The organism is Lysinibacillus sp. K60 (genome assembly GCF_019731275.1).
Taxonomy (GTDB): Bacteria; Bacillota; Bacilli; order Bacillales_A; family Planococcaceae; genus Lysinibacillus; species Lysinibacillus capsici.
Genome location: NZ_JAASJR010000001.1, coordinates 238,668 through 265,029, shown reverse-complemented (window position 1 = coordinate 265,029; position 26,362 = coordinate 238,668). Strand labels below are relative to the sequence as shown.

The following is a 26,362-nucleotide window of genomic DNA, read 5'->3' as shown; positions in this document are numbered from 1 at the left end:
ATCGGACTATACTAGATGTTAATTTTATAACTCTTAACGATAAAGGAGATCCTTTACATGACTCTAAAAAAAACATTAACAATTGCTGGTTCAGATACATCAGGCGGTGCAGGAATGCAAGCTGACCTTAAAACATTCCAAGAGCACGGTACATATGGTATGGTGGCATTAACAGTTGTCGTAACAATGGACCCTAATGGCTGGACACATAACGTCACACCTTTGCCAACTGATTTACTACAAAAACAAATTGACACAGCACTTTCCACAGGAATTGATGCCATTAAGACAGGAATGCTCTCAACAGAAGAAATTATTCGTATTGCTGGAAAGGCTATTGCAAATTCAGGGACTTCAAATGTTGTCATCGATCCTGTTATGGTATGTAAAGGGGACGATGAAGTACTGAATCCCGGTAACACAGATGCCATGATTCAGCATCTTTTACCACTAGCAGCGGTAACAACACCAAACCTTTTTGAAGCTGGACAATTAGCTGGCACAGGTACACCAAAAAACATTAACGACATGAAGATTGCCGCTCGTAAAATCCATGAACTAGGAGCTAAAGCTGTTGTCATTAAAGGTGGAAAAGCACTGGCTACTGAAAAAGCAACAGACTTATTCTTTGATGGTGAAACATTCTACTTATTAGAATCTGAAAAAGTCGCATCTACAAATAACCACGGTGCAGGCTGTACATTTGCTGCTTCTGTGACAGCCAATCTTGCAAATGGTCTTACTATTAAAGATTCTGTCATTGAAGCAAAAGAGTTTGTATCCGCAGCTATTGCACATGGCTGGGCGTTAAATGAATATGTAGGTCCTGTCATGCATGGAGCGAAATCTCGCTTTGGTGCTCCACACGTAACAGTAACAGAGATATAAGGATGAAAGGGATGTCTCAAAGTCATTTGAGACATCCCTCTTTTTTTACATATAATTCTCCATCATTTCTAGCCGATAATCCCATGGATCATTCATAGATATAAATTGTGCTAATGCTTTACTTTCCTTTTTACGTTCAGCACGCGCCTTCGCTCGTTCTGAAGCTGTTTCATGCAATTTTGTCTCTTCTACTGTTTCAGGAATTACTCTTGGGACCAGTGCTGGATTGTTATTTTCATCCAATGCCACGAAAGTTAATAATGCAGTCGCTGCCACCTTCCTCTCCCCAGTTTTCAAGTTTTCAGAAATAACTTTGACAAAAACCTCCATAGAGGATCTTCCCGTCCAAGTTACATAGGATTCGAAATAAACCGAATCTGTTGGGCGAATGGGATGTAGGAAATCGACTGAATCAGTTGAGGCTGTAACACAATCTCTTCTGCTATGCTTTGCAGCTGAAATGGAAGCAACTTGATCAATATCGCTCATCAACCGTCCGCCAAATAATGTATTATGATTATTCACATCGTTTGGAAATACACGACTTGTACGCATCACTCTTGATTCCTTACAATATTTAAAGTCCTTATTCACACCTATTCCCCCTCTAAACGTCTTGTTTATTCCTACTATAATGCTATATTTAAATGGAAAAATCAATATAATTATTAGAAAATTACAAACATTAAACAATTCGTTAATGATGAGTATTTATCCAATAAAGATTAAAATAGGACAAGATACCTTAATGCCTCATACCCCATATATTAGCTGTATGGGAGGGGAAAAAATGAAAAAAAACAAGGTAGAAGACTTAACGGAAGAATCAGGTTTACTAGCTGGAGAAATCACCTCTTCAAAAGTTGAAGTAATTGCCTCCATCATATTAACACTTGGTTATTCATTATCCACCCTTGCCACAATATTAGCTCTGCAGGAGGAGGAAGAATTGGCACAAGCCAAAACCACTGAAACCCAAGATCAAAACCTTTATTTGAAGCAAATGTTTAAACAATTACAAAATGTTAATAATCGTTTAGATACAATTGAACGAAAACTTAATCGATACTAACAAATACATAGCCTACACGAATGTACAAAAAAACCGCGACTCCCTGTCATAAAAGAGAGTCGCGGTTTTTATTATACTATGATAATGAGCTTCATTTTTCTTCCCTTTTTCACAGCTACCTTGCATAACCTGTTCAAGGAACGTCATCTATTGTACCAAGATAGAATTCATTATTTCTGAAATAATACTACCTTTAACAGGTGGAGCTGTCTAACACACACGAAATTAGGAAGAAGTCATGGTTGCAATATCTTTTCAGATGTGAAAACGGATACAATGTGAAACGACACAGTTTGTACATATTTATTTTCACACTCCCTATATTGATACATTACAATAATTTTTTCAAGAATATTGCTTAAGAACTTGTCATAGATTTAGAGATGGTGATTTATTTCCTTGGATGCTAGGATTCATTTTCACACTCTCAAATAAATTTGGACCAAAATGCGGTAAGGTTTATAAATATAAATCATCACTTTTTTTATCAAAGCAATCAATTTCCCTTTGCGAATTTTTTTTACTATACTTAAAGGAGAAATGATCGAGAGGAGTGTTAAGATGCAAGAAGTACAAGTAGAGACGTTGCAAAAATTGCTGAATTCTTTCGCCAACAAAGACGTTTATATTCATCTTGAGACGACAAACGGATCTTATGCAGCACACTATGATGAACAGTTTTTTAATGCAGGTGCTTTTATTCGCAATGCTAAAATTAACTATGAGCTTGCTAAGGTTGTAGATAATGCACCTCATCGTGTGGGTTTAAAATTACCTCATGGCTGGGTTTATGCTCAAGGCATTACACATTTTGAATTAGATGATTTAGGCCGTTTATTAATGGCTGGACTAGACTACTCTGGAAAATTGGCGATTGCGCTTGAAATTAGTGAAACGCCATTTACTTACTAAGGGGGACGACTATTTGAATTTACAACCACAACGTCATATTTTAATTGTGTACCCTCACCCAGATGACGAGGCTTTCTCAGTTGCGGGGACCATTGCCTACTATACGAAGAAAATGAATACACCTGTTACATATGCCTGTTTAACATTAGGCGAAATGGGACGTAATTTAGGTAATCCACCCTTTGCTACACGCGAGTCTTTACCTGAAATCCGTCGTAAGGAATTGGTTGCAGCAGCAGAGGCAATGGGTATTCAAGATTTACGTATGCTTGGTCTACGGGATAAAACAATTGAATTTGAAGATGATGAGAAAATGGTAAAACTAGTGGAAGGGCTAATTGAAGAACTAATGCCTTCTTTAATTTTCACATTCTTACCTGGCTTTGCTGTCCACCCAGACCATGAAGCAACAGCACGTGCTGTTGTTGAAGCTGTACGTCGTATGCCAAAGGCTGCTCGTCCACAAATATTCGGTTGTGCCTTCGCCAATGATACGATTGAAAAAAATGGTGAACCACATGTGGTCCATGATATTCATGAAATGCGAATGGACAAATTAAAAGCATTACAAGCCCATGCATCTCAGACTGGTTGGATGATGCAGGAGACTGAAAAACGTATTGATGACGGGGAACCAATGAGCGAGAGTTGGCTTAATGTTGAAAAATTCTATATTGTTGATCCAGATAAATATGTAAAATAAATAAAAGTACTGTTCTCATTTTTGGAGAACAGTACTTTTTAATTAAGCAGCTCTTACTCTCTTCATCATATGCACAATAATTGTAATAGAAAAAGCAATCACTAAGAAAAGGAAGAATAAATAATGAGGGATGTGGATATTGAAAACACTCACTAACATTTTTAAGCCGATGACGCCTATAATAATGAAGGCTGTTGCTTCAAGCTCTGGTATTTTTTCAATGATGATTAAAAAAACACCTGCAATCGTCCTCATCATTAATATTCCTAACATCCCTCCGATTAAAAGCACCCAGACTTGATCTGATATCGCAAAGGCGGCAAAGATTGAGTCAATTGAAAAAGCAATATCCATTAGCTCAACAGAAATGACAGTTGCCCAAAACGTGCCGAAAAGACGCACCATCCATCCTGACCTTTTTACCTCTTTTACACTATCCTCATTCCCTATGTGAAGGAAATGAGCAACACAAAGCCAACCTAAATACAAAGCACCTAATACTTTAATAAACCAAAATTCTACTAGATAAACACCTATGCCAATAAATAAAAATCTAAAAAAATAGGCACCTAGCATACCATACATTAATGCCCGCTTGCGCTGTTTATCTGGTAAATGTTTCACTAGTACTGCTAATACCAATGCATTATCTGCCGACAGCAAACCTTCTATAATAATTAATGAGGATATTAGTCCCCAGGAGACAGGGTCCATTAGTACTTCTTGCCACATCGCCAAATCAAAAAACTTCCAATATGTTGATAAAATCCCTTGAATGATTTCCACTACATACCCTCCTACTTGTCCTAAGCTAATCTAGTATATGCTTGACCATTTTTGTTATGAGAGTAGTATTTTTTAGATTTGAGACAACAGATTTTCTCCACTTAAATTGAGGTAATTCTAGGTCTGACACATTGCTTTTTTATAAAAGAATTAGCTATATCAAGATAAAACGCTTACATCTCAAAATAGACACGGAAAATTTAGAATTTACTAAAAATTAATCACAAAAAGCAAATAAAGTGTGCTATCATAGATAAATGTTTTAAACGTATAACGGAGGATGAATACTATGGAAGTTGCTGATACTAGAACCGTGCAAGTGGAGAATGTCCTGATTGCACATCATTTTTTAAAAGATGTAGTTGTGCACACACCACTACAAAAAAACGACTATTTATCCGAGAAATACGGAGCTAATATTTATATTAAACGCGAAGATTTACAGCATGTACGCTCATTCAAGCTTCGTGGTGCCTATTATAAAATTAAAAAAATCGAGGATGAAGCGCGCAATGCTGGGGTTGTCTGTGCAAGTGCAGGCAATCATGCCCAAGGTGTAGCATATGCCTGTGCCCAATTAAAAATTCAAGCAAGCATTTTTATGCCACAAACAACGCCGAAGCAAAAAATAGACCAAGTACGTATGTTTGGACGTGAATATGTGGAAATTATTTTAGCAGGAGATACATTCGATGACTCTGCTGAAAGCGCGTTGAGCTATTGTGAAGAGCATGATAAAATCTTCATTCATCCATTTGATGATTTCGATGTCATTGCTGGCCAAGGTACAGTAGCGGTAGAAATTATGAATGATATGGAGGAACCAATCGACTACGTATTCGGTAGTATTGGTGGTGGTGGCTTAATGTCAGGCGTGTCTGCCTACATTAAAAATCTCTCTCCTACTAGCAAAATTATTGGTGTGGAGCCAGCAGGTGCAGGTAGTATGAAGGCTGCCTTTGCTGAAGGTGGCGCAGTTGCCCTTGATTGGATTGATAAATTCGTTGATGGTGCTGCAGTAAAATGCGTTGGTCACCACACTTATGATGTTTGTCGTCGCTATTTAGACGATATTGTTCTGGTACCTGAAGGCAAGGTATGTACGACCATTCTAGATCTATATAATAAACATGCGATTATTGCTGAGCCTGCTGGAGCATTATCAGTAGCAGCCCTTGATTTTTATAAAGAAGAAATTAAAGGTAAGTCAGTCGTTGTCATCATCAGTGGTGGGAATAATGACATTGGAAGGATGCAGGAGATTAAAGAAAAGTCACTTATTCATGAAGGCTTACTTTACTATTTCATCGTCAGCTTCCCTCAGCGTGCCGGAGCATTACGTCAATTCCTCACGAGTGTACTTGGACCAAACGATGATATTACTACCTTTGAATATACTAAGAAAAACAATAAAGAAAGTGGCCCTGCACTAGTCGGCATTGAGCTAGGTGATCGTGCTGAATATGAAGGACTACTTGCCCGAATGGATGAATTCGGCTTCAAATACAAAGAAGTAAACAACGATATTCAACTATTTGGCTTACTCGTTTAAAATGAAGAGTCTCACTTCTCTGAAAGTGAGGCTTTTTTTATGTAATAAAGTTTATCGATCCTTTAATATCCCCAAATAAAAATTATTCAAACTAGTGCATAAGCGTTTTATATGAAGTTGAAAAAATAATATCGTCTGCGGAAAGAAACATTCTGGCAAGACGAGGGTTGACCTCCGTTCCGCCAGCGTTCAGGGGGCGTCTGATGAGCCGCTAAAGCCCCTAGGAGTGAGGCTGGCTCCTCTTCAATCAACCATTTTGAAAATATGTCTTTTCATTTTCTTTCATACTAGCAGTAGAGAACAATGTGGAAAAACGATGTGTGACAACGCCTCTCCCATAGGATAGATCGGCACCCCCTACACATGGATTTAGGGAACCTGCAACAGACATTCATTTTCACCATTCATAAAAAACACTATTGAAGAAATTTTTTAACACTATAAAAAACGCCCATACAAGTGTATGAGCGTTTCGATATTAACCTAATAGAGCACGGTCTGAATTCATTTTTTCCCCACGAATACGTTCAAACTCAGACATTAAATCAGGGATTGTTAATTCATGTTTTCGATCTTCACCAACTTCTAAAATGATTTGGCCTTTATCCATCATAATCAGACGATTCCCTAAATCTAATGCTTGCTGCATATTGTGCGTTACCATTAATGTGGTTAAATTATCTTTTTCCACTAAGTACTTCGTAATACGAGTAATTAACTCTGCACGTGATGGATCTAGTGCAGCTGTATGCTCATCCAGCAATAAAATAGATGGCTTTGTGAAGGTAGCCATTAAGAGCGACAAAGCTTGACGTTCCCCACCTGAAAGTAAACCTACCTTAGCAGAAAGACGATTCTCAAGATTTAAACCAAGCATCTCTAGCGATTCTTTAAAAAATTCACGACGCTTTTTGTCCACACCATTGCGTAGCCCTCTATGCTTATTTCGAGAGTATGCTAATGCTAGATTTTCTTCAATTGTCATCGTAGGTGCCGTTCCTGCCATTGGGTCCTGGAAGACACGACCAATGTATTGAGAGCGTTTATATTCAGGCAAACTTGTCACATCATTACCATCAATCAATACTGTACCGAAATCGGGTGTTAAAGCACCTGAAATCATATTCATCATCGTTGATTTACCTGCACCATTACTACCTATAATTGTCACAAAATCACCTGGCTTTAAATGTAGGTTTATCTCCGCAAGTGCAATCTTCTCATCAGGTGTTCCTTCATTAAATACCTTATTAATACCATGTAATTTAAGCAAGGCCATTTCCTCCCTGCTCTACTTTTTTTACTTGTGAAAGTTCTGCAGCTCGTTTAGCTTTACGTTTACGTTCTTTACTCTTATTGATAAATTGAGGTAAGATCAGTGCCAAAATAACGATGATCGCCGTAATTAATTTCATGTCCCCTGAATCAAGGAAATCTACACGTAATGCTAAAGCTAATATAATTCGATAAATGATGGCTCCTGCAATGACTGCAAACGTTGTACGGATAATGGTTTTAGTCCCAAAAATAGCTTCACCAATAATAACGGATGCGAGACCGATCACAATCATACCAATCCCCATACTAACATCAGAGAACTTCGAGTATTGTGCGATTAAAGCTCCAGAAAATGCGACAAGCGCATTGGAAAGTCCTAGCCCCAAAATGATAAGTGTATCTGTATTTGCAGAGAAGCTGCGAATCATTCGTTTATTATCACCAGTTGCTCGGATAGCTAGCCCAACCTCTGTCTTTAAGAACCAGTCTGCTATTAACTTAATTAAAATCGTGATGATTAATACAACAATCAGCACACTCCATGTACCTGGTACATGCTGAAAGCCTATGCTTTTTAATAGGTTATTGATAGCATCATCGATCCCTAAATTACTCCAGAAAGATTGAAACTTTGAAAAGATTGTTTCAGAGTTTAGTAGTGGAATATTCGGGCGACCTATCGTATTTTCTGCAGTTAACCCCATGATACGTAGATTAATCGAGTATAAAGCAATCATCATTAAAATTCCTGATAAAAGCGGATTAATCTTTCCTTTCGTGTGAAGAATTCCTGTCATACATCCAGCAATAAATCCAGCAACAATTGCCACTAAAGTCGCTAAGATTGGGTGGTAGCCAAGCAAAACCATTGTTGCTGCAGTTGCCGCCCCTGTTACAAAGCTTCCATCAACCGTTAAATCCGGAAAATCTAACACCCGAAATGTTAAATATACACCAAGTGCCATAATTGCATAGATGATTCCTTGCTCCACTGCGCCAAATAATGCTAAAAACATCGTTGAATCATCTCCTAAATCTCTTTATTATTTATATCGCTTGTAAAATGAAGATAAAGCGGGGATAGTTCACCCCGCTTCGTTTTACTGTTCTAGAATTTCGGCACCCCAAGAATCTTTAATTTCGATTCCTAAATCATCTGCAACTTTTTTATTAATTAATAGTTTCAGATTTTGTGGGTATTGTGCAGGTGTATCGGCAGGTGTCGCTTCACCTTTTAAAATTTTCACAGCCATTTGACCTGCTTCATAACCGATATCGAAATATTCAAACCCATAAGCAGCTAAACCGCCACGTGCTACAGAATCTAGTTCTCCTACGATTAATGGTAATTTATTCGTATTGGCAACATCAATTACCGACTCTAATGCAGAAACTACTGTGTTATCAGTAATAATATAGAAAGCGTCTACTTTACCAATTAGAGATTCTGTCGCTTGTTTTACATCTGCTGAAGTAGATGCTGATGCTTCTACCACCGCTAAACCTTGTTCGTCCATAACCTTTTTCACTTCTGAAACTTGTGCAACTGAGTTTTGCTCACCGGCATTGTAGACCATCCCTACTTTTTTCGCGCCAAGTTCTTTTAGGAATGCTACAGTTTTAGAAATCGTTTCAGGATGTAAATCGATTGTGCCTGTAATATTTTTCCCTGGCTTCTCCATTGAGTCAATTAACTGTGCACCAACAGCATCTGTAACAGATGTAAAAATAATTGGAATATCACTTGTTGCTGTTGCAGCGGCTTGAGCAGAAGGTGTAGAGTTTGCAAAAATCAAATCTACGTTTGCACTTACTAGATTGTTAGCAATTGTTGTGTTAAGGCTATTATCTCCCTGTGCAATTTGTGAATCGTATTCAACTTTTAAGTCAGCATCTTCAATTGCTTTTTTAAAGCCTTCCGTTGCTGCGTTTAACGATGGATGCTCAACAATTTGAGTAATCCCGATTTTATATGTTTTATCGTCTGCATTTCCGCTCTCACTAGCATTGTTTGTTTCATTTCCTTTTGAATCTGTTGTACCAGAGCCACCGCTACCACAAGCAGCAAGAAGCAACACTAATCCAAAAAGAAGGAATGACAACTTCTTTACATTGCTTTTCACAAATAATCCCCCCGATTATATTCTCGAATATCTATCGCACTTTATCCAAACAAAGTGTGAATGTATCGCTATATTATCGTTATTATCGAGCTCCGTCAACAACATTATGAATGTTCTGACTTTTAAAATTGACAAAATATTTTAGTTTTTCATTTAATTTGGCGCTTTAAACCGCTAAACTACGCTGTTTTAGTTATTCTAGTTCCTTTTTCAACATAGTAAAAAATATTTATGACAATTTTGCGGCGATAGGACATTATAGACAAAGTCTGACATTTGACTTCTACTAGATATCTATAATAGAATATTTACTTGTGTGAAAGCACCGTGGTTCGTAACCATCCCACGAAAAAATTAGGTTAGAATTAATTCCAATGAATAATTTTAATTAAAACAAAAACTCAGTGTTATCAACGTTTATCAACTTTCTCCAAAAATTCACGTTAGGTTTAGCTAAGATTAGTTTTTGTTTCATTTTACACATTTTTTTCACAAGCAAATATTATGACCACCCCATTTGGAGTGGTCATTTTTTTATATAATTAAGATTTTGGAGGTATATATTATTTTAATTTTTCCTTCTCTAAAATATCTAAAACTCTTTCAACTAAAGCGTTAGCATCCTCTGCCTGTTTTATTGCTTTTTCTGTTTGTTCATCAGACTTTTCCCATCCAGTTATCACTCTTTCAAGAATTTCATTTTGCATCCTTTTGTTATTTAGACTCAAATTAATAATAGTTAATCCAATAGCAATAATTGAAAAGGCAGTAGCTAATATTTCTGCATTTTTCACCTGGATATTCAAGAATGGTAATGTTAACAGCGAAAGAATAGAAAGGGCTAAACTTATACTTTTGAAAAATTGTAAGCACTTTATTACTTTACTATTATTAGATGAATAAGTATCTGATAGATATTGAACAATATCTGCAAGGACAAAAAATGTACCTGATAACGAGATTGCAAGGACAAACATTGAATTTATAACAGTAATACCAAAGATACTTGATATTCCTATAATCATAAATGTTACACCAATCATAATAACTATAAAATTTATTTCTGATAATCTTGCAGTAGAAAATTTTTTTGTATCCTGCATGTAGTACCTCCATATTTTTCAATTACTAAAAGCTTAAAAACCTACTAAATTTTAGCATCTTTTTGGATATACTGGTACTATTCAAAACATTATATTTATTATTCCCCTTTCACCATTCAAGCCAGTAATAAAAAGGTACTGGACGTTCTCTATCTGCTGTTTCTTCTATAGATGATGAGTTAGTCACATTCCTATTTGAACGCTCTACAGCCTTACTATAAACCCCTCCAAATACGGCTCTCAATGTGTTTGTAACTGTCAGAATACCTTCTTTAATATCCATAGCAATTTTAAATAGCACGTTCTTAGCTTTAATAATTTCAGTGTATTTATAAGCTATAATAGTGGTAACAATAATTATTGAGGCGGTATAAAAATATGAGCATGGCAAAGAAAATTAAGTTGTTAATGGTTGAAAGAGATGTAACGGCTGCTAAACTGGCTGAAAAGCTAGGCACTTCGCAATCCAATATTTCTAATAAGCTGAAGAGAGATAATTTTAGTGAAAATGAATTAGAGGAAATCGCAAACGCATTAGATGCAAAATATGAGGCTCATTTCGTTTTAGAAGATGGATGCAAATTTAAGTAGCAGATAACTAACATTGGTTTTCTATAGTTAAAAAAGTACCTGTTCCAACAGGTACTTAGTGTTTCAATTTAATTTTTTATTGTATGTCAATGACCATTCCCTCACCACTATTATAACCACCGTCTTTAAAAGTTTCTTTGGCCATTCTTCCAACCATATATGTAGATGTCGCATCAAAAGTGCCGCCCACAATTCCTCCAATTAAAGGGACTGCTTTACCTAAATTAATTACCCCTTTTTGGCCAAATTTAGTCACTAATCTAAAACCAACTGCTTTATTTATTGCCTTAAGGACTTCACCAGGTATTCTTTTTATCTGGGCTTGACCTGCTTTCACACCTATTTTTATAGCACCTTGTTTAACAATATCCGCAACTCCTTGTCCAGTTAAGCAAGCATAAACAAATGTCTGAACTTGGTCGTCTTTCAAATCGTATCCCCTTATATGTGCAATAGAAGCAATCATTCTAATTTGGACATATGTTACCGAAGCAATATTTGCTGGAATTGCAACTGGTAAAGTTACAATGCCTCCTAATCCAGTAATAAATCCACTTGTTGCACATTTTGATTGCTGCCATTTTATTAACTTATTAATTGCATCGTCAGGAGTTTTTGACTTTTTCAAGTAGTCATCAGCAAGTTCATATGCTGACAATGTTTTCGGTAACCCTTCGATAGCACTATTATATGCCCAGTCTAGCACTTGCAAAACTTTTCCTTCTGTTAACTTCGCCATTTCATCACCTACTAGATATATTATATAATAAGAAAATAATATCATATAATATCCATTATCTATATTTTATTGTAATGATTTTCTATATAATGAAATTACAAATATCTGTAAGGAGTGCAGACATGGATACAATTGCAGAAACTATTAAATTCGCTGGCTTTGGTAAGAAGAAAGCTATGGCTAAACAGATTCAAATGTTCGATGATAGGCTCACAGATCAAGGCGAAACTCTGCTTGCTGTATGTGCATCTGTTAAAGGTACTAAACAGCTTTATGTAACAGATAACCGAATCATTTTACACGAAATCAAAGGCATTGTTTCTAATGACGAAAGAAGCATTCCTTTAACATCGATTAGCAGTATTAACATTTCCAATAAGCTTGTTTACTCAACAATCGAAATCGTCTCAACTGGAAATAAGGCAATCATTGACGATGTTCCAGCGCATATTGCACTTGAAATTAAAGCAGCTATTGAGAACCTAAAGGCAATGGCCAAAACATCTTCTGCTCCTGCAGGTAAAGTGGAAAAAGATATGTATGATGTCGCTGACGAGATCCGCGAATTGAAGGATTTATTGGATGATGGGATATTAACGCAAGATGAATTTGACGCGAAGAAAAAGCAATTATTAGGGATATAAGAACGAGGTGAAAGCATGTTCGATTTTCAAGCCAAAGTAATAGAAAGAATACTAAAAACAGTAGAGGCGAATGTAGAGAATATAATTAACTGTGGTAACTCTGAACCAAATCAAAATATTGATTACAACGATCCTAAGCGTAAAGAAGAAGTTGATAGTCACACACGATCTGCATTACGAAGAATGAGTTGGTAAAAATAAAACCAGGCGCTCTTATGAGTACCTGGTTTTATTTTTTCATATGGTTCTATGTAGAAATAAGGTCTGTCTTAAATTTTAATTCCTGCCATCATTTTGTTATTATGATGGTTTTGTTGAATAAATTTGAACCCTTCATTCTTATAAAAACTATGAAGAACAGGTACATCATCATACTCAACAACCGCTGAATAAACACCGCCTATTTCACTAGCAAAATTTATACAAGTATTTAAAGCTCTAAGCAGAATTTCTCTGCCTGGGACTTGGTGACGGTATTTATCTGACCTACCTAATTGTGCAATTAATAAAGTTGGAAATCTTTCCGCACTTTTATTACCTGATATAATTCTTCTTAGCGATTTTGAAACATCTAAATGGAAATCAAATGTTTCTATACGCAAAGAAAAGTAGCCGACAATTTCATTATTATCGACTACTAAGTATGTTCTAACAGATCGTCGATTCTCGCTGTCAATTGCTTTTTCATGCAAAAAATTTTGAACATCTGGATTTGCTGAACATGTAAATGTGTTTAACAAAGCCTTTAAACTTGCTTCCGAGGCTTTTTGATCGTTAACACTTTGTATAAATCTACTTAAACGAATTATCTGCATTCATACGAATTTAAGATGTTAAGCGCTAAATCCTCACATTCTGAGGTAGTTAAATCGAAATCATTAATATCGTCAAAATGCACCGGGTTAAATGTGTTTAATTCAACAAATCTCTTTGCAGTTTCTTCATTGATAATTAACTCATCGTAATAAGTCAATGTAGCCATAAATTCTCCCTCCCTAATAAATTAACAGTTGCAAATTACTCTATTCTATGCTCCTGTTAATTATATATTACCCAAATTGTAACAGTCTCTAACCTTCACATCAATGATAAATACTTGATAAAAATCATTTTCATGTCATAAATATCATTTTGTTATCATGTTTTTTGTATTTTTTTTGCATTTGAATCAAGAGAGTTCACTCTTGCTCTACTTTGTCGTAGCTTTGGTGACTTAATAATAACTTTGCCACTAGTGTTTTCATTGCATGGTTAGCATAGCGTAACACTACATCATTCCCTCAATAAAAGAACTTTTGTTTGTATTATTTTTGAACAGACGTTTGTATTTTGACAAGTATTAATTTGTGGAAATAAAAAAAGCCCATTACCTTAATTGGTAGTGGGCTTTTGCTGTTATGCGCTACGTTGTGAAATGATAATCTTCAATCCTTCAAAGTCACCACTTGTCATGGTTCCAGTATCGAACTTCTCCAACCAAGATTTATTAATTAATCCTTTAGTGACTGCTTGTTGAATGTAATCACGTACTGCAGCCTTTGCGGTTGTGCTTGTGAATTTCATAATATCATCATCCTTTTCTGATTGTTGTGGTTTATCCTCTACAATGAGCTGCACTCTTACAGCACTACTTGTTGGCACGATTACTTGTCCTTCTAATTTATAGCCTGCAGGTGCTTTCCAATTAGTCGGTATTTCAAAATGAGGCGCATCATACTGTCCTACTGGCCAATATCCTCCCCATTCAATGCCTAGTTTTTTAGCAATTGCCCCCACCTTTGATAAAGTGGAAATATCATATAGATTCCGTGGTGGTGCTACAGCAATGTCCCAGGCTCTACGTGATGTATGATTACTATTGCGTGTCCAGGTAACTACTTGTCCTGGTCTTGTTCGCCCTTGCTCATATAAGTAGTTTTGTCGTGCTTGGCTGCGGAATGTCTCTGTGATAAAAATGTCTACTATCCCAACTTTGAAGCATTCCTGAAAGAGTAGACGACAAGCTGTTTGAGCAGCTGCAGCTAATTCACTTAAATCTCGACATGTTTGAGTTACGCTTGTCATTTAACCTCACCCTCTCCTGTTTTATCCTTCACGATTGCTAAAATATTTTTGATAAAGTCAGGCATTGGCAAGCCCATTTTTGTACCATTCTCTGTGATCGAAATAAATTCTAGTACACAAAATGCAATGGCTGCTCCATCCCCTGCATACTCGATGCCAGGAATCACAACAGACAATAAGTAAACTGAGCCAACTAGCATTAAGTAATAAATTTTTCGTATGATGCCGTTGAAACCTGTACGACTGTTTAAATTTTGATTTACAATACCGCCCATAATTCCTGTAAGGTAATCAATAGCCATAAAACCTATTAGAACAGTAACGGCCATTCCTAGACCATCGACTGAATATGAAACTATAGTGCCTATTGTTCCACTCACTAAAGCAATCCATTTTTCCATCTGAACACTTCCCTTTTCCCAATATAAAAGCCCTTCACAATTACTGTGAAAGGCATAAAAAATAACGCTTGCTTATGCTTGCGTTTGCTGTGCGTCCATATCAGTTAATAACTGCGTATATTCTTCATCTGCCAGCTGATTGTTGGCGTAGAAGACATTTACTTTCTTTAGCATATCATCATAGCTGTAACGGTTGCGATCAATTAAAAATTTACATAAGTCATATACCTTCATTACATTTTTCCTCCCTCGATGCCCATTTCATTCATGGTAATTAAGTATTCTGTATTGATAAGGGTTTGTGCCTGCATTTCTTCTACTGTTGGCGGTGGCTCAATTGGTGATGGATTCTGTAAAACTGGCGCTGTAAATTCGCCTGTTTTATTGTTATAATCCCACCCCTCTTGTATATGATTTTTGCCAGTAATATCAACCAAAATAATGTTTGGTGCAAAATCAGGTTTTTTGTCTGCTTCAAAAATCCAATGCGCTTTGTTGTAAAGTATCTGTGCAAATCTCATTTAATCACTCCCACCATTTTACTGTTAGTATACCGTCTCCACCAGCACCACCTAGCCCTTGATACGACCCACCACCAGCTCCACCTATACCAATAGTAACTGTAATAGATTCCGAGGGTGTTACTTTTACCAGATGGTCAATGACAAAATCGCCGCCACCGCCTCCATGATAAATAGGATTGGCACCGCCACCACCACTGCAATAGGCACCTCTGCCACCACCTCCGCCACCTCCACTATAGTAACCGCCACTACCACCAGCACCACCTGGATTATTTGAATTACTCGCAGCTGCACTCATGGCTGCATGACCATTTGAGCCACCCTTACCTCCAGCTGCGCCACCTGTGGAAGCACTAACAATATAAGAACCACCAGCGCCGCCCGATAGTGTTAGTTTGTTACCAAAACTTGTTGCCCCTCCCGTACCACCTGTCAAATATAATACTGGATTCCCATTTGTATAACCACCACCTCCGCCACCAGCGCCACCGCCTGTCACATAAACTTCGGTAACACCTGCAGGTACAATGAAAGTTCCGTTTGAGGTAAAAACTTTAGTTTTCATAACTTTCCCTGTATCTTTATTTTCAATTTTTGTACCCATATTACTTACACCTTGTTTAATTAAATCAACATCTATTTTTGTGGCATCTGTGGTAGTTTTAATGTTATCCACCACAGCTTTAATTGCCGTTTGCATGGATTTAGTGGCTACATCAAGTACGTTCATTCTATTACCTCCTCATAGATAAATTGAGGCTCACCGTTTTCTGTACGGAAACCCCATCGATACCATTTACCATTATCAAAAAAACGGTGAGGCATCTGTGCAAGTAAATGTTCGTTAAGATTCTTTTCTAAATCCCCGATGGATTCAGTTGTTTTCTGTAATTCTCCAACAGCTTGATCTAATACATCCATATTTTCGTTCAAATCTGATATAAGAACGTTATCAGTAAGATCAGGCTTTTTTAATTTTAAATTTTGTGTATGTTGCATTAAATCACCTCTCCCCATACTCTTAATTCATCCCATGTGAGATGTCGTACACCGCCCCAAGTTTGATCTTTCAGGAAGTCCCACGGATTATATGTGTAGGTATATTCAAAGGCCAAATGAGCAGGCAGCACAATGTCCAATGCTTGCATTAAGCCAGCCATATTATTAGGAATGCCCTTTATACTCACAAATTTAATTTCATAAACACCTGGCACGTCCGTTTTATTTATTGCTACTTCACCATTGCTATAAGCAGCTGCAACCGATTTAATGGTTTCCTCTGTTGTTTGGTCAAAGCTGGCACGATAACGTGAGGAAATTTGTTCCCTACGTTGATCGTATCGCAAAGAATTATTTGTTCTGATTCCAAGATCACGTTCGTAAATATACAGTGTTTCAATAGCAGTATCTAAAAATATATTTCGATTCACTATTTCTAACTGTTGTTCCGTATTTCTAAACTCTCTATCATAGGCGGTTAATACCACAATAAACACTGGTGATTTTCGCTCATAAACAGGTAAATACCGCAACATGTCTGTTATATAATCGCGAGTCGAAACAACCATATTTGTAATCATTTCCGATGTTGTTTGAACAATAATAGGGGATAAAACGACTTTAACTTCATGTGTTTGAAGCTCTGTAATAACTTCATGGGTTGCTCCTGAAAAAGCTACTGTGACACCTTGCGTCTTTAATTCGGTTTCGGACTGCAACAAAGCTAACCTAAAACATTCCCATTGGTGCGGTGTTAATTCACCCCAGGTAAAGACTGCAGCTTGCCCCCATTCAGACTCATAGATTGCATGCATTTTGATTCACCTACTTAATCCGAACAATCAAGTAATTTTTCGGGATCTTATACTGGCTAGACACTTCTATGCTTTTCGAAAACTCTGTCTGTGATCTGAATAGTGGATTACCACCTGTTAAAGCATCATAAATGCCCACATGTGTTATTGTCCCCCAGGACTCAGAAGCGATAGGGAAAAGGACATCACTTGCATTAGAAGTTTGGCCATCTGCTGGATCAGCAAATGTTACAGCTTGTCTTGCATAACTCGCTTGGGAAACTTCAACATCATTGTTGAATAAGGCTATATAGACAGGCGTTGTTTTTAAATGATCCTTTAACACTTTGTTTTTTAAATAATTACTCATATGATTCATTCGTTCACACCTCCCATTACTGCTACGGAATCCTCAGGAATAACAACATTTGTAGTTAAGCCATTTATAAGTAAGTCCTGGTAATCCAAGATCCCTTCACTATCAATAATTAATGCGCCTATCTTTGCATAACTAACAAACGATGTTTTAAAAGCAATCTCTTTCAGGAATGTTGTAATGTTTGCTTTGATATTGGTAATTGCTATTTCTTCGGTATACCCTGGCATTATTGATAATGTAGCAGTCAGATTCAATATAAATGCCTCTGCAGCAATAACAAGTAAATCCTCCACACCAAAAGGCATTTCTTCTTCGATATGCGCCCTTACATCGTCGACTAATTCGATGGATGCAGGTAATTTATTCGCATCGATTACCACTACTTTCATAGTTAGTGGGCCGTTGTAGCGTGGGAAAACCTTTGCGTCACCTGTTCCAGCTACTTCTAATGCCCATTCACGATAATGATATTTATTACCTGCTTTACCTGGACGCTGCAGCTTATCATAATAACGTTGTCGCAAATCCTTATCTGTTTCTTCATCATAGCCATTCACGACAGGATCAGGATTATAGACATTGACTAATCCATTAATAGAAACAGGAAAGTTTTTTATGGCATTGGCAGGGACATTTCCAACCTGGCCAAACTCATTACACTGTACGCGAATATGGGCAAAACCACTTTCATTAAGAATGGCGTCTTCAATTACTGTGAATAAAATTGTGTCAGTACCAACTAGCTCACCCACTTTTACAAGTGTTCCAGCTGTACCCGAAACAATGACCGTAGTTGTTGCTTGTGTGGCCAACTTTCTTTTAATACCTGTTCGTTGATAAACGGTTCTTGTTAGCTCGTCACCTGTCTGCTTCTCTATATCTAATTTCTCTTGTACTGCAGCTATTTTCTTTTGTTGCAAAGCAAATTCAATAGCTGGCGCTTTTGTTATATCGAATATATAGTTACCTGGTGATTTATCGTATTCATTATCAATGTTTGAAAGCATCCGATCATGTACGACTTTTTCACTTTCCATCTATACCTTCACCTCCATGTCAAAAGAAGGTTCGTCAAAGGCCCCCTCTACAGGAATCACCGTGAATTTTATTCGAATCCATTTTCCATCACGAACAAAACGCCAATCCTGTACTGCTTGAATGTGCGTATGTTCTAATAGACTAGATGTAATTTCTCGTTTAATTTCTGCCTCAATTAAGGCCCTCGGCAAACTTGACCCTATTAATTCCTCTAAAATCATTCCGTACGGCACCTCTTTATAAACGCGGAATCGATGCCGTTCTGTTTTAAAGATTTTTAAGATCCATTCTTTTAGTGTATCAATTCCATACACAGGTACTAACTTTCCATTTCGTCTATAAAAATCTTTATTATCAAAGTCATATAAAAAAGACTTACCAAGTGGTGGCAAGTCTGTCTTTACTTCCTTTTTATCAAATTCTAATTCTGCTATTTTAGGTAACATGGGACTCACCTACTCTGTCCAGCATTATATACATCTGTTCATCAACTGTAGGCATTAAAATAACTTCATCCCCTGTTTGTAACCATGTTGGTCCTGGATACTGATAGTGCAAATAAATGTGTTCAGCCACAATCAATTTTGATTGATCTAGTGTTACTATTTCATTTAATTTAATAACTATGTTCGGTAATGGAGAAATAACGGTTCCTGTTGTCATAGATACAAGTGTAGGATTATCACGTTCTTTAATCATTTTAGCTAATTCCGTAATCGGATCCATCACATCACCTCTAAACTTGGTTTCATTTTGTGGATACCTTTTGCAATGGTATGTTCAACTGCAGTAATTAAAAATTTACCCTTTATACCTGTTATAGGTTCTTCTAATTCAAAAAGTCTACCAGCTCGGAAATTATCGTCACCTAGCAATTCAACGCTATTTTCTTCCACAACTTTTGATAGCAATTTTAATTCGTTTTCAGCAACCTGTTTAGCACTCTTTTTCTCATTCTGATCTAATTTAACAACTTTAGTAATACGGCCATATTTCTCGACCATTTTACTATCAGACTTTGTTAAAACTACTTTGTCATTATTCCCAACCACTTGAATTGTATTGGCCATGTCTGTAATGCTACGTCTTTTTGATGGATTCATAATGGCTGTTCTTATATCGTATTCAGGACCACCCTCAAACAAATTGAATTTACCTGTCACAAGTGAATTACCTTGTTTTTCGATATAAAACTTTCCAGCCCTCATTTCCATTAAATATTTTACGCCTGATTTCTGCTCTGCCATTTTGATAATTTCTTTAATGATCTCACTTACCTTTTTGTCATTAAAAATCTTATCTACTTTCACTGGCAAGCTAGTAATATTTCCAATAGGTATGCCAAAATCATTGAGGATTTTTTTAATACAGGCATCCCCAGGTAATTTATTAAATTGATATACTGCAGTAGATTTATTTAAGTAAAACGCATAATCAAATCCAATATACCCTATAGGTGCTATGCCGTTTTTTAATTCATCAACAATAATAGCGCGAGTAATTTCTTGGCCATTATTATAGAGTGCAACTAAATCACCAATGTCACAAGGATTAACAGGAAAGTAGTTGGTATCATTAAAAGCGATACTAAAGTTTATTTCATCGCCTAATTCATCCTTATTACTTCGCCACATCAAAGTACCTAACATTGGTGTGATATTGGTCATTGTATCGCCTTTGATTAACCATAATTCATGCGCCATTACTTCACCTTCTTTGTCTCTAGAATGATCTCCTTAAATTCAGATAATGCCAGTGAATAATAAACATCCCCTGACCCATCTTGAATACCATATTCAAAGTTATCAATTACGACTAACATATTAATAGGTGTGTTTGTTGCTATTAAACGAACAGGAACCCTTTTCCACGATTCTATGATTTCAACATATTCCCATCCTTTGTAAGTCCGATCTCGCGAAAAAGGATAATCTTTTACAGGAAAAAAAGATTCAATTGTAAGTGACTTTAAACCACTACGCCCTATTAACTTAATGTCTCCCTGGTTAATGGTTGTAAATGTTTCATGACTCATTGGACTAGGTATTTTAAATTCAGCTGGCACAATAGGAAGTTGAATAATTTGCTTTCGATCTTGTGTACTTAAAAATATATCCATCTATCCTACCTCCTTATATATTGGCCAATCTTAATTTAAGCATTGGGACAAACTCGTCCATTATTTCTTTCGCTGTTACGCCTTTAGCGTTTAAGTTTTGAATAATCACTTGTACACCGCCATTATTTGAAGCTGTTGGTTGTGGCGTAGCTCCTGCAGGTGTAGGCGTTGTTACTGTTCCTGGTGATGGTTGCACCATTTGATCCACATTATCGATTGATCCACCTGCAGCACGAATCCTTTCAGATTGTCGAGCAGGTATAACCATTTCGTCTTTGTGTAATTCTGCAATGTACCCATCGTATGGCACTCTGTTTAACCCATCGGCATGTGATCCTGAAACGAATTTACCAACAGCACCTGCAGCTTTTCCAATAGCTCCACCTATTTTCGAAACCCATTCAGGTGGTTGGAAGTTGCTAATGGCATTTTTAAAGCCCATAAATTTATCATAGAGTCCTTTGAAAAAGCCTGTTACTGGCTGAATCTTTTGAGCAGCCCAATCGTAAATGCCTCCGAATACCTCTTTCGTTTTCTCCCACAAGCTACCTGCAGCTGCTTTTACAGTATCCCAATTTCGATATAACAAGACACCTGCAGCAACTACAGCAGCTATCCCAACGACTACCCATGTTAAAGGACTGGCAAGCATTGCTGTATTCATTGCCCATTGTCCTGCAGTGGCAAGTCCCATAGCTGTTTTAAAGCCTTGTACCATCGTCGTTACTGTGGTGATAACCTTTAATGCTCCCATTCCTGCAGCCACTACCCCTACAGCTGTTCCAACACCAATAAGCGTTTCTTTAATTGGCCCCCAATTATCACGGACTGTATTACCAAATTCAAATGCTTTCGTGACAATGCCTTGAATTTTTGGCACCAATTCATCAGCTTTTTGAGCAACACCTTGTAAAAACTCCTGCGCCCCTGCTCCGTTTACTACATCAGCTATACCGACCTGTAGATCTCGCCATGATTGTGTTAATTTTGATTTAAAGCTACTTTGTAGTGCATCTGCTGCTCGTCCTGTTGCTCCCTCAAAGCCTTGTACAGATTTAGCGCTATCTGCCATCGATAAAACTACATCTTCGCGCAAATCTTCCCACATGGTCCCAAAAAGCGCAACGCCTGCAGCATTTTGTTCAACAGGATTTTTCATGGCTGCTAAACCTGCAATAGTAGCAGCAAAGGCATTGTTTGCCGTTTCTCCACCTGCAGTAAATTTCTCAGCCATTTCATCGGCATTTAATCCAATGGCATCGAAACCTTCTTTCGTTCCTTTTGAGCCATCGATTGCACGGATACCAAACTCTTTTACAGCGTCCCCGACTTTATCCATGTTCCAGGCTCCATTTTCAGCGCCTGAAATTAAAATGCCTGTAAATTCTTCTGCAGACAATCCAAGCTTGCTAAAATGGACGCTATACTCATTAAACGTATCAAGTAAATCATCTGAGTAATCGCCTGTTTTTTGAAAGGCATGAGTCATTAAATCAAGTGCTTTTGTTTCACTCAGACCTTTGAAGTTACCTGTCATAGATTTAACAGTTTTTCCGACTTCTTTTGATTCAGCACCCCAGGCTTGTGAAATGGTTGCAGCTCCTTTGGCCACCTCTGTTAATGAATCTCCCTTTAAATTTTTAAACATAGCACTTAAAGTTGAAACATCATCAGCCACTTGGTCCATGTTTTCACCAAAACCTGCTTTGAATACATCTTTGGCCACATTTTCAAGCCCTTTTAATTCGGCTCCTGTTGCTCCTGTGCGAGCTTCTAAACGTTTAAAGGCTCCATCAGTATCAACTATCGACTTCGCGACACTTGCGCCAAATGCAGCGATTCCAGTTGCACCCAAAGCACCTGCGCCCATTGCTACTGTTTTAAAAACTCTAGCTGCCCCTTGTCCAAACCGTTGAATTTGGTTGCCCACTTTCGCAACGCCTCGTCCAAAATCATCAGCTCGATCACTAGCGCGCCTTAAATTACTAGAAAAATCGCGATCTTGCAATGTGAGAACAGCTGATATTACCCTTCTTCCCAATTCCTCACCGCCTTTTACAAAAGAAAAAAGCTAAAGCATTTTTGCTCTAGCTTTCATTTCCTCGTCTTTTTCTTCTAAATATTTTTCTATACTGGCCATCATTATTAACTTTGTATCATAGTCAAGATTTAGAAGATATTCAGGTTTAAAACCGCGTTGAATATAGTGATGAAGAAAATAAAAATCATCATCACTATCAATTAGTTTTTTATAGCTTTAACTCCACCTTTTTTATATCCTGCCATTTCCATTGCTAACTCTGATAACTGAGCAATTTCACCAGGATCGAAAATCTTATGAACAATGTCAGTTGGTAGTGTACATTCATACATTTTTTGCAACTCAGCATCTTTTAAATTCGGCTCTACTAATGTGTTATATACCATGTATTCATCTGCGTCTGTATCATTATTATCATCACGCAACATTTTCATAGTATCCACGCAAAGAGATTTTTCAGGTTTACGTAAGACTACCTCCACGCCTAGACGTTCCACAAGTACTACCTCTGTGACATCATCCTTTACCTGGTACTTTTCTTTCTCTTTCATCAAGTCCGTAAGTGTTAATCGTTTATTCACCTTTTTAGTCATTTATATTTCCCTCCGATATATGTTTTAGGCTGTAATTGAATCGATCAGATCGTAATCAGCAAAGTTAAATGGTAATTCCTCGGTTCCGATAGTTTTTTGAGCAAATTGCATTAACATAAATTCATTAAATGTCACTTCACTAATAGCAACTCGCTCCGAACCAAATGCATCAGGATCAGCAAGTTTACCTACAATGCTCACATCAGGTACGATTCCTTTTTTTACAGAATCCGCAAGTAGAATTGCACCACGGCTATACACTTTCTTCAACTTCATAGTTCCTTCACCTGACCAGCCTGTCATTTTTTTATGAGTTGCTGGATCTTCTGCCATATTCACATCTTCAAATCCAATGGAAACTTTAGCTTCAAATTCCTCAATATCTAGCCATTTTTCATTATTAACCCACACGCTGCCATATGTGCCATTAATAACGCGATTAGACTTTAATTTACCCATGTGTCAATCCTCCTTTAAATCGCAATATCTAAATCTAAGTCCTCCATAGCATCCACAATTTTTATATTTCCTTCTAAAAATACGTTTCGCTTAAAGGACATTTCTCTTACTTTTTGGTCATCCCATTCAGATGTATCAGTGCCGATTCCTTCCCATGCTAAACGCTGTTTTCGTACACTTACTTCTGCTTTATTTTCAAAGTTAGGATCTAATATTTCTTGATCTCCAAGACCAGCAAAATATGCATTAATAGACCTGATAAATAACACCTGATTATCGTAAATATTATTGAGCTTGCCCACATAATACTTATCGAATGTCATGGCAATATCATCTTTTATCATGTCCTGTACTTCCATAATGCGAATTGATTTAAAGTCCTCTGTCTTACTTCCAGTTGTTGTTGTAAGACTGTTCACCCCACGGCCAATTTTAATGTTCTCACCATCATTGATAAGAATAAGCTCTCCATCATCAACGGCCTTATCAGGATCTTCAAGCTCGTTGATACTATCAACCTCTGACAACACAAAATAAGTAGATGATCGTGTAAATGGTAAACCTGCCATAATGCCAGCAATACGTGCTGTATACTCTGCAGTTGTGTACTCTTTTTCACCGACTTTGATTCCAGTTGTAGTGAAATTAATGATTCCTTCATGATCTGCTTCATTACTTGGCAATACTGCTTTAAAAGTTTTCTTTTGATTTTCACGCTTTGTTTTAATCCAAGTTGCAATGTTTGCTGTGTCTTTATCTTCAATGCCTGGAATGGCCAAGTAATTGAATCGTTTATTATTTAAGCGTGTTAGTGCTGCGTTGTAATCAATTGCAGTTGTCGGTAAACGTTCAATAATAATTTTGCTTGGTGTACCCATAAACGCTAGATGAATGTAATCTAAACTTCCAGGCGACCATCCATCTGTTGGTACATCTTCAATGCTTTTGTAAGTCACTGTATCAGCTGTTTGCACATCATCTTTAAGAATCAATGCTACGATTCCAAGCTGACTTCGCTTGATAGCTGTAACGGCTTTACCAATAAATTCGATATTTATTTCAGGTAGGCCCATTATTTAGTCCCCTTCCTCATAATCCAACTCGCCCATAAGCTCAATTGGATGTTTTTCATAAAAATCTTTACCGTTTTTAATTTCATCTTCGATGTTTACTCCTGAACCAGGCTCACGGCCATCAAAGAATTGGAGATCAAATTCAAACTGCAGCACACCATCAATTTCATCGAAATTAGGTTCGCCTATATCCAAATGGCGATCTCCTACAGAAAATTTAAGATCAAATAAATTCCCTATTGTTTCTTGAACATCTAACAATTCAATCGCGTTATCATCGATTGTTGAAGGAAAATAAAAAATGCGAACCGTGCAAGACTTTTCAACTTGTGTCAAATAGCCCTCACGCTTCACATTATCTAATTCCACTTTGAACGATGGCCGTGTAAAGCCATCCTTTACAGATTTACTTGATACCTTTATCCCTTCGAAATTTGCTTTTAAATTCTTGGTCACTGTTGCTCTAATATTTTCAAATGTAATCATAGCTTGTTTTTCCTCAACAATTCATCTAGCCATTTTACAGTTTCTTTCTCTACGTCACCCGATGACTCAAATTCTCGCATACCTTTATCAAGTACCTTCTTACCTGGTACAAAATCACCTGTTTCGTTTCCTTCGTGATCTACCATTCTATGGCCATCCTCAATTAAATGAGCGTGAGGTGCTGAATTAATAACGCGTACCACTAGTTCACCTTGATAACCAACAAAAACTTTGCCTCGTTTCCACTTTTTATGATAGGTACCTGTCTTTTTCTTCACTAGAGAACGACCTTTTTTAGCAACTTTAGTTCTCGCTTTTGAACCAATTTTACGCATTAACTTTGGTGCTTCTTTAGGTACCTTTTTAGTAGCAACATCGAATAAATCTCTTTGAAAGTCAGATAAACCCTGCATTTGTATACTCATTGCAACACCTCCTGGACAAAGATCTCCAGCCACTTGTTTTCAAAATAAGGATTTAAAATATACTTGATTTCAAATGTATGTCCTTTATATTGAATCTGCATTTCTTTTGTAATATCTTTGCCAGCTGTATAGCGCACCTTAATTTTATGGGTAACGTTAGTAAGAATGGTATCTGCAGCTTGCTTTTGAAGTGACCCTGTTTGAGGTACTATTTCAGCCCAAATTGTTTTGATAGGTTCAAATTTATTGGTTGTTTCGCCTAACCTATCTTCAACCTCAACATTTCCTAAGATACTAATTCTTTTTTTCAGCTTATTGGATTGGTTTTTCGGCATCGTCATACACCTCCAAAATCATAAAAGGTGTAATGGCATCAAGCGCTTTTTTTAAATCATCTTCTGCAACGCGGTATTCATACATAATTCCTGCAACCATCAATACCAAATATTCTTGTTCGGCACCTGTTGCTTTTTTCACATACCGCCTGGCATTTTTTAAATAAAAGGACAGTGAAGTATCTCCCTCACCGTCCTCATGGATGTGTTCCTTAAATTGTTCTAATAGTTCGTCCATCTA

The 26,362-nt window shown here is 37.1% G+C and carries 40 protein-coding genes; 8 read left to right on the top strand and 32 right to left on the bottom strand.

From position 1 onward, the window contains the following. Positions 1–57 precede the first annotated feature (57 nt). Positions 58–888, top strand: coding sequence for a bifunctional hydroxymethylpyrimidine kinase/phosphomethylpyrimidine kinase (gene thiD, locus HCH28_RS01425; RefSeq protein ID WP_221679320.1), 831 nt, complete (start codon positions 58–60; stop codon positions 886–888). Positions 889–933: 45 nt separating this feature from the next. Here thiD and HCH28_RS01420 read toward each other — a convergent pair whose 3' ends face one another. Further along, positions 934–1,443 carry an acyl-CoA thioesterase gene (locus tag HCH28_RS01420; protein WP_255600527.1) on the bottom strand — a complete coding sequence of 170 codons (510 nt, stop codon included), beginning with the start codon at positions 1,441–1,443 and terminating at the stop codon, positions 934–936. 235 nt (positions 1,444–1,678) lie between these two features. Between HCH28_RS01420 and HCH28_RS01415 the strand changes: the two genes are divergently transcribed. From HCH28_RS01415 to bshB2, 3 genes are all read left to right on the top strand, one after another. Further along, a complete protein-coding gene (locus HCH28_RS01415; protein WP_221679317.1) occupies positions 1,679–1,960 on the top strand; it encodes a hypothetical protein in 282 nt (93 codons plus the stop codon). A 561-nt stretch (positions 1,961–2,521) separates the two neighbouring features. Further along, positions 2,522–2,872 (top strand): YojF family protein, encoded by a 351-nt coding sequence (locus tag HCH28_RS01410; RefSeq protein ID WP_004225428.1) that lies wholly within the window; start codon positions 2,522–2,524, stop codon positions 2,870–2,872. Positions 2,873–2,885: 13 nt separating this feature from the next. Then, positions 2,886–3,575: a bacillithiol biosynthesis deacetylase BshB2 gene (gene bshB2, locus HCH28_RS01405; RefSeq protein WP_221679315.1), complete on the top strand. Its 690-nt coding sequence runs from the start codon at positions 2,886–2,888 to the stop codon at positions 3,573–3,575. 42 nt (positions 3,576–3,617) lie between these two features. Here bshB2 and HCH28_RS01400 read toward each other — a convergent pair whose 3' ends face one another. Beyond that, the gene (locus HCH28_RS01400) at positions 3,618–4,361 is read right to left on the bottom strand and encodes a TerC family protein (protein WP_004225430.1); all 744 of its coding nucleotides are present in this window, start codon (positions 4,359–4,361) and stop codon (positions 3,618–3,620) included. A 289-nt stretch (positions 4,362–4,650) separates the two neighbouring features. Here HCH28_RS01400 and ilvA point away from each other — a divergent pair, with 289 nt between their 5' ends. Then, the gene (gene ilvA, locus HCH28_RS01395; RefSeq protein ID WP_009371610.1) at positions 4,651–5,913 is read left to right on the top strand and encodes a threonine ammonia-lyase IlvA; all 1,263 of its coding nucleotides are present in this window, start codon (positions 4,651–4,653) and stop codon (positions 5,911–5,913) included. A 247-nt stretch (positions 5,914–6,160) separates the two neighbouring features. Here ilvA and HCH28_RS01390 read toward each other — a convergent pair whose 3' ends face one another. The 6 genes from HCH28_RS01390 to HCH28_RS01365 all read right to left on the bottom strand — a co-directional run bounded on the left by HCH28_RS01390 (position 6,161) and on the right by HCH28_RS01365 (position 10,718). Next, the gene (locus HCH28_RS01390; protein ID WP_221679313.1) at positions 6,161–6,304 is read right to left on the bottom strand and encodes a hypothetical protein; all 144 of its coding nucleotides are present in this window, start codon (positions 6,302–6,304) and stop codon (positions 6,161–6,163) included. A gap of 87 nt (positions 6,305–6,391) precedes the next feature. Continuing rightward, positions 6,392–7,186: an ABC transporter ATP-binding protein gene (locus HCH28_RS01385; RefSeq protein ID WP_004225432.1), complete on the bottom strand. Its 795-nt coding sequence runs from the start codon at positions 7,184–7,186 to the stop codon at positions 6,392–6,394. Further along, positions 7,179–8,207: an ABC transporter permease gene (locus tag HCH28_RS01380; RefSeq protein ID WP_009371612.1), complete on the bottom strand. Its 1,029-nt coding sequence runs from the start codon at positions 8,205–8,207 to the stop codon at positions 7,179–7,181. The genes HCH28_RS01385 and HCH28_RS01380 overlap by 8 nt, the downstream gene beginning before the upstream one ends. A gap of 84 nt (positions 8,208–8,291) precedes the next feature. Beyond that, positions 8,292–9,314, bottom strand: coding sequence for an ABC transporter substrate-binding protein (locus HCH28_RS01375; protein WP_221679312.1), 1,023 nt, complete (start codon positions 9,312–9,314; stop codon positions 8,292–8,294). Positions 9,315–9,877: 563 nt separating this feature from the next. After that, entirely contained in the window at positions 9,878–10,417 is a 540-nt protein-coding gene (locus HCH28_RS01370) for a hypothetical protein (RefSeq protein ID WP_221679310.1), read from the bottom strand. Between the two features lie 109 nt (positions 10,418–10,526). Next, a complete protein-coding gene (locus HCH28_RS01365; RefSeq protein ID WP_221679308.1) occupies positions 10,527–10,718 on the bottom strand; it encodes a hypothetical protein in 192 nt (63 codons plus the stop codon). A 77-nt stretch (positions 10,719–10,795) separates the two neighbouring features. Here HCH28_RS01365 and HCH28_RS01360 point away from each other — a divergent pair, with 77 nt between their 5' ends. Next, complete coding sequence (locus HCH28_RS01360) at positions 10,796–11,008, top strand: helix-turn-helix domain-containing protein (RefSeq protein ID WP_221679306.1); 213 nt, start codon at positions 10,796–10,798, stop codon at positions 11,006–11,008. A 76-nt stretch (positions 11,009–11,084) separates the two neighbouring features. Here the strand turns inward: HCH28_RS01360 and HCH28_RS01355 are convergent, their stop codons facing one another. Beyond that, positions 11,085–11,747: an EcsC family protein gene (locus HCH28_RS01355; protein ID WP_221679305.1), complete on the bottom strand. Its 663-nt coding sequence runs from the start codon at positions 11,745–11,747 to the stop codon at positions 11,085–11,087. Between the two features lie 122 nt (positions 11,748–11,869). Here HCH28_RS01355 and HCH28_RS01350 point away from each other — a divergent pair, with 122 nt between their 5' ends. Together HCH28_RS01350 and HCH28_RS01345 are read left to right on the top strand one after the other, a co-directional pair. Beyond that, positions 11,870–12,391, top strand: a complete 522-nt coding sequence (locus HCH28_RS01350; protein ID WP_221679303.1) for an SHOCT domain-containing protein — start codon at positions 11,870–11,872, stop codon at positions 12,389–12,391. 15 nt (positions 12,392–12,406) lie between these two features. Beyond that, on the top strand, positions 12,407–12,586 hold the full coding sequence (locus tag HCH28_RS01345) for a hypothetical protein (RefSeq protein ID WP_221679302.1): 180 nt from the start codon (positions 12,407–12,409) through the stop codon (positions 12,584–12,586). Between the two features lie 74 nt (positions 12,587–12,660). Here the strand turns inward: HCH28_RS01345 and HCH28_RS01340 are convergent, their stop codons facing one another. From HCH28_RS01340 to HCH28_RS01230, 23 genes are all read right to left on the bottom strand, one after another. After that, positions 12,661–13,206 carry a hypothetical protein gene (locus HCH28_RS01340; protein WP_221679300.1) on the bottom strand — a complete coding sequence of 182 codons (546 nt, stop codon included), beginning with the start codon at positions 13,204–13,206 and terminating at the stop codon, positions 12,661–12,663. Beyond that, positions 13,197–13,373, bottom strand: coding sequence for a hypothetical protein (locus HCH28_RS01335; protein ID WP_221679299.1), 177 nt, complete (start codon positions 13,371–13,373; stop codon positions 13,197–13,199). The genes HCH28_RS01340 and HCH28_RS01335 overlap by 10 nt, the downstream gene beginning before the upstream one ends. A 413-nt stretch (positions 13,374–13,786) precedes the next feature. Further along, the gene (locus HCH28_RS01330; RefSeq protein WP_221679298.1) at positions 13,787–14,455 is read right to left on the bottom strand and encodes a M15 family metallopeptidase; all 669 of its coding nucleotides are present in this window, start codon (positions 14,453–14,455) and stop codon (positions 13,787–13,789) included. Next, on the bottom strand, positions 14,452–14,856 hold the full coding sequence (locus HCH28_RS01325) for a phage holin family protein (RefSeq protein WP_221679297.1): 405 nt from the start codon (positions 14,854–14,856) through the stop codon (positions 14,452–14,454). The genes HCH28_RS01330 and HCH28_RS01325 overlap by 4 nt, the downstream gene beginning before the upstream one ends. Before the next feature lie 72 nt (positions 14,857–14,928). Beyond that, positions 14,929–15,090 (bottom strand): hypothetical protein, encoded by a 162-nt coding sequence (locus HCH28_RS01320; protein ID WP_221679296.1) that lies wholly within the window; start codon positions 15,088–15,090, stop codon positions 14,929–14,931. Further along, positions 15,090–15,377, bottom strand: coding sequence for a hypothetical protein (locus HCH28_RS01315; protein ID WP_202341517.1), 288 nt, complete (start codon positions 15,375–15,377; stop codon positions 15,090–15,092). Before HCH28_RS01315 ends, HCH28_RS01320 begins: the two co-directional genes overlap by 1 nt. Before the next feature lie 4 nt (positions 15,378–15,381). Then, positions 15,382–16,110 carry a hypothetical protein gene (locus tag HCH28_RS01310; protein ID WP_221679295.1) on the bottom strand — a complete coding sequence of 243 codons (729 nt, stop codon included), beginning with the start codon at positions 16,108–16,110 and terminating at the stop codon, positions 15,382–15,384. Beyond that, positions 16,107–16,379 (bottom strand): hypothetical protein, encoded by a 273-nt coding sequence (locus tag HCH28_RS01305; protein WP_221679294.1) that lies wholly within the window; start codon positions 16,377–16,379, stop codon positions 16,107–16,109. Before HCH28_RS01305 ends, HCH28_RS01310 begins: the two co-directional genes overlap by 4 nt. After that, entirely contained in the window at positions 16,379–17,194 is an 816-nt protein-coding gene (locus HCH28_RS01300) for a putative phage tail protein (protein WP_221679293.1), read from the bottom strand. The genes HCH28_RS01305 and HCH28_RS01300 overlap by 1 nt, the downstream gene beginning before the upstream one ends. A gap of 10 nt (positions 17,195–17,204) precedes the next feature. Beyond that, complete coding sequence (locus HCH28_RS01295; protein WP_202341521.1) at positions 17,205–17,552, bottom strand: phage tail fiber protein; 348 nt, start codon at positions 17,550–17,552, stop codon at positions 17,205–17,207. Then, positions 17,549–18,589 carry a baseplate J/gp47 family protein gene (locus tag HCH28_RS01290; RefSeq protein WP_221679292.1) on the bottom strand — a complete coding sequence of 347 codons (1,041 nt, stop codon included), beginning with the start codon at positions 18,587–18,589 and terminating at the stop codon, positions 17,549–17,551. The genes HCH28_RS01295 and HCH28_RS01290 overlap by 4 nt, the downstream gene beginning before the upstream one ends. Beyond that, a complete protein-coding gene (locus tag HCH28_RS01285) occupies positions 18,590–19,036 on the bottom strand; it encodes a DUF2634 domain-containing protein (protein WP_221679291.1) in 447 nt (148 codons plus the stop codon). Further along, the gene (locus tag HCH28_RS01280) at positions 19,026–19,316 is read right to left on the bottom strand and encodes a DUF2577 family protein (RefSeq protein ID WP_221679290.1); all 291 of its coding nucleotides are present in this window, start codon (positions 19,314–19,316) and stop codon (positions 19,026–19,028) included. The genes HCH28_RS01285 and HCH28_RS01280 overlap by 11 nt, the downstream gene beginning before the upstream one ends. Further along, a complete protein-coding gene (locus HCH28_RS01275; protein ID WP_221679288.1) occupies positions 19,316–20,293 on the bottom strand; it encodes an XkdQ/YqbQ family protein in 978 nt (325 codons plus the stop codon). Before HCH28_RS01275 ends, HCH28_RS01280 begins: the two co-directional genes overlap by 1 nt. After that, positions 20,293–20,709 carry a hypothetical protein gene (locus tag HCH28_RS01270; RefSeq protein ID WP_221679286.1) on the bottom strand — a complete coding sequence of 139 codons (417 nt, stop codon included), beginning with the start codon at positions 20,707–20,709 and terminating at the stop codon, positions 20,293–20,295. Before HCH28_RS01270 ends, HCH28_RS01275 begins: the two co-directional genes overlap by 1 nt. Before the next feature lie 13 nt (positions 20,710–20,722). Beyond that, on the bottom strand, positions 20,723–22,750 hold the full coding sequence (locus HCH28_RS01265) for a phage tail tape measure protein (RefSeq protein WP_221679284.1): 2,028 nt from the start codon (positions 22,748–22,750) through the stop codon (positions 20,723–20,725). Positions 22,751–22,950: 200 nt separating this feature from the next. Next, complete coding sequence (locus HCH28_RS01260; protein ID WP_112117161.1) at positions 22,951–23,343, bottom strand: phage tail assembly chaperone; 393 nt, start codon at positions 23,341–23,343, stop codon at positions 22,951–22,953. A gap of 24 nt (positions 23,344–23,367) precedes the next feature. Further along, positions 23,368–23,802, bottom strand: coding sequence for a phage tail tube protein (locus HCH28_RS01255; RefSeq protein ID WP_112117160.1), 435 nt, complete (start codon positions 23,800–23,802; stop codon positions 23,368–23,370). A gap of 14 nt (positions 23,803–23,816) precedes the next feature. Continuing rightward, complete coding sequence (locus HCH28_RS01250; RefSeq protein ID WP_221679282.1) at positions 23,817–24,875, bottom strand: phage tail sheath C-terminal domain-containing protein; 1,059 nt, start codon at positions 24,873–24,875, stop codon at positions 23,817–23,819. Positions 24,876–24,878: 3 nt separating this feature from the next. Then, positions 24,879–25,361, bottom strand: a complete 483-nt coding sequence (locus HCH28_RS01245) for a phage tail terminator family protein (protein ID WP_221679280.1) — start codon at positions 25,359–25,361, stop codon at positions 24,879–24,881. Beyond that, on the bottom strand, positions 25,358–25,786 hold the full coding sequence (locus HCH28_RS01240) for an HK97 gp10 family phage protein (RefSeq protein WP_221679278.1): 429 nt from the start codon (positions 25,784–25,786) through the stop codon (positions 25,358–25,360). The genes HCH28_RS01245 and HCH28_RS01240 overlap by 4 nt, the downstream gene beginning before the upstream one ends. Further along, the gene (locus tag HCH28_RS01235) at positions 25,783–26,121 is read right to left on the bottom strand and encodes a phage head closure protein (RefSeq protein WP_255600387.1); all 339 of its coding nucleotides are present in this window, start codon (positions 26,119–26,121) and stop codon (positions 25,783–25,785) included. Before HCH28_RS01235 ends, HCH28_RS01240 begins: the two co-directional genes overlap by 4 nt. Next, positions 26,099–26,359 (bottom strand): head-tail connector protein, encoded by a 261-nt coding sequence (locus tag HCH28_RS01230; RefSeq protein WP_221679274.1) that lies wholly within the window; start codon positions 26,357–26,359, stop codon positions 26,099–26,101. Before HCH28_RS01230 ends, HCH28_RS01235 begins: the two co-directional genes overlap by 23 nt. Positions 26,360–26,362: the final 3 nt, after the last annotated feature.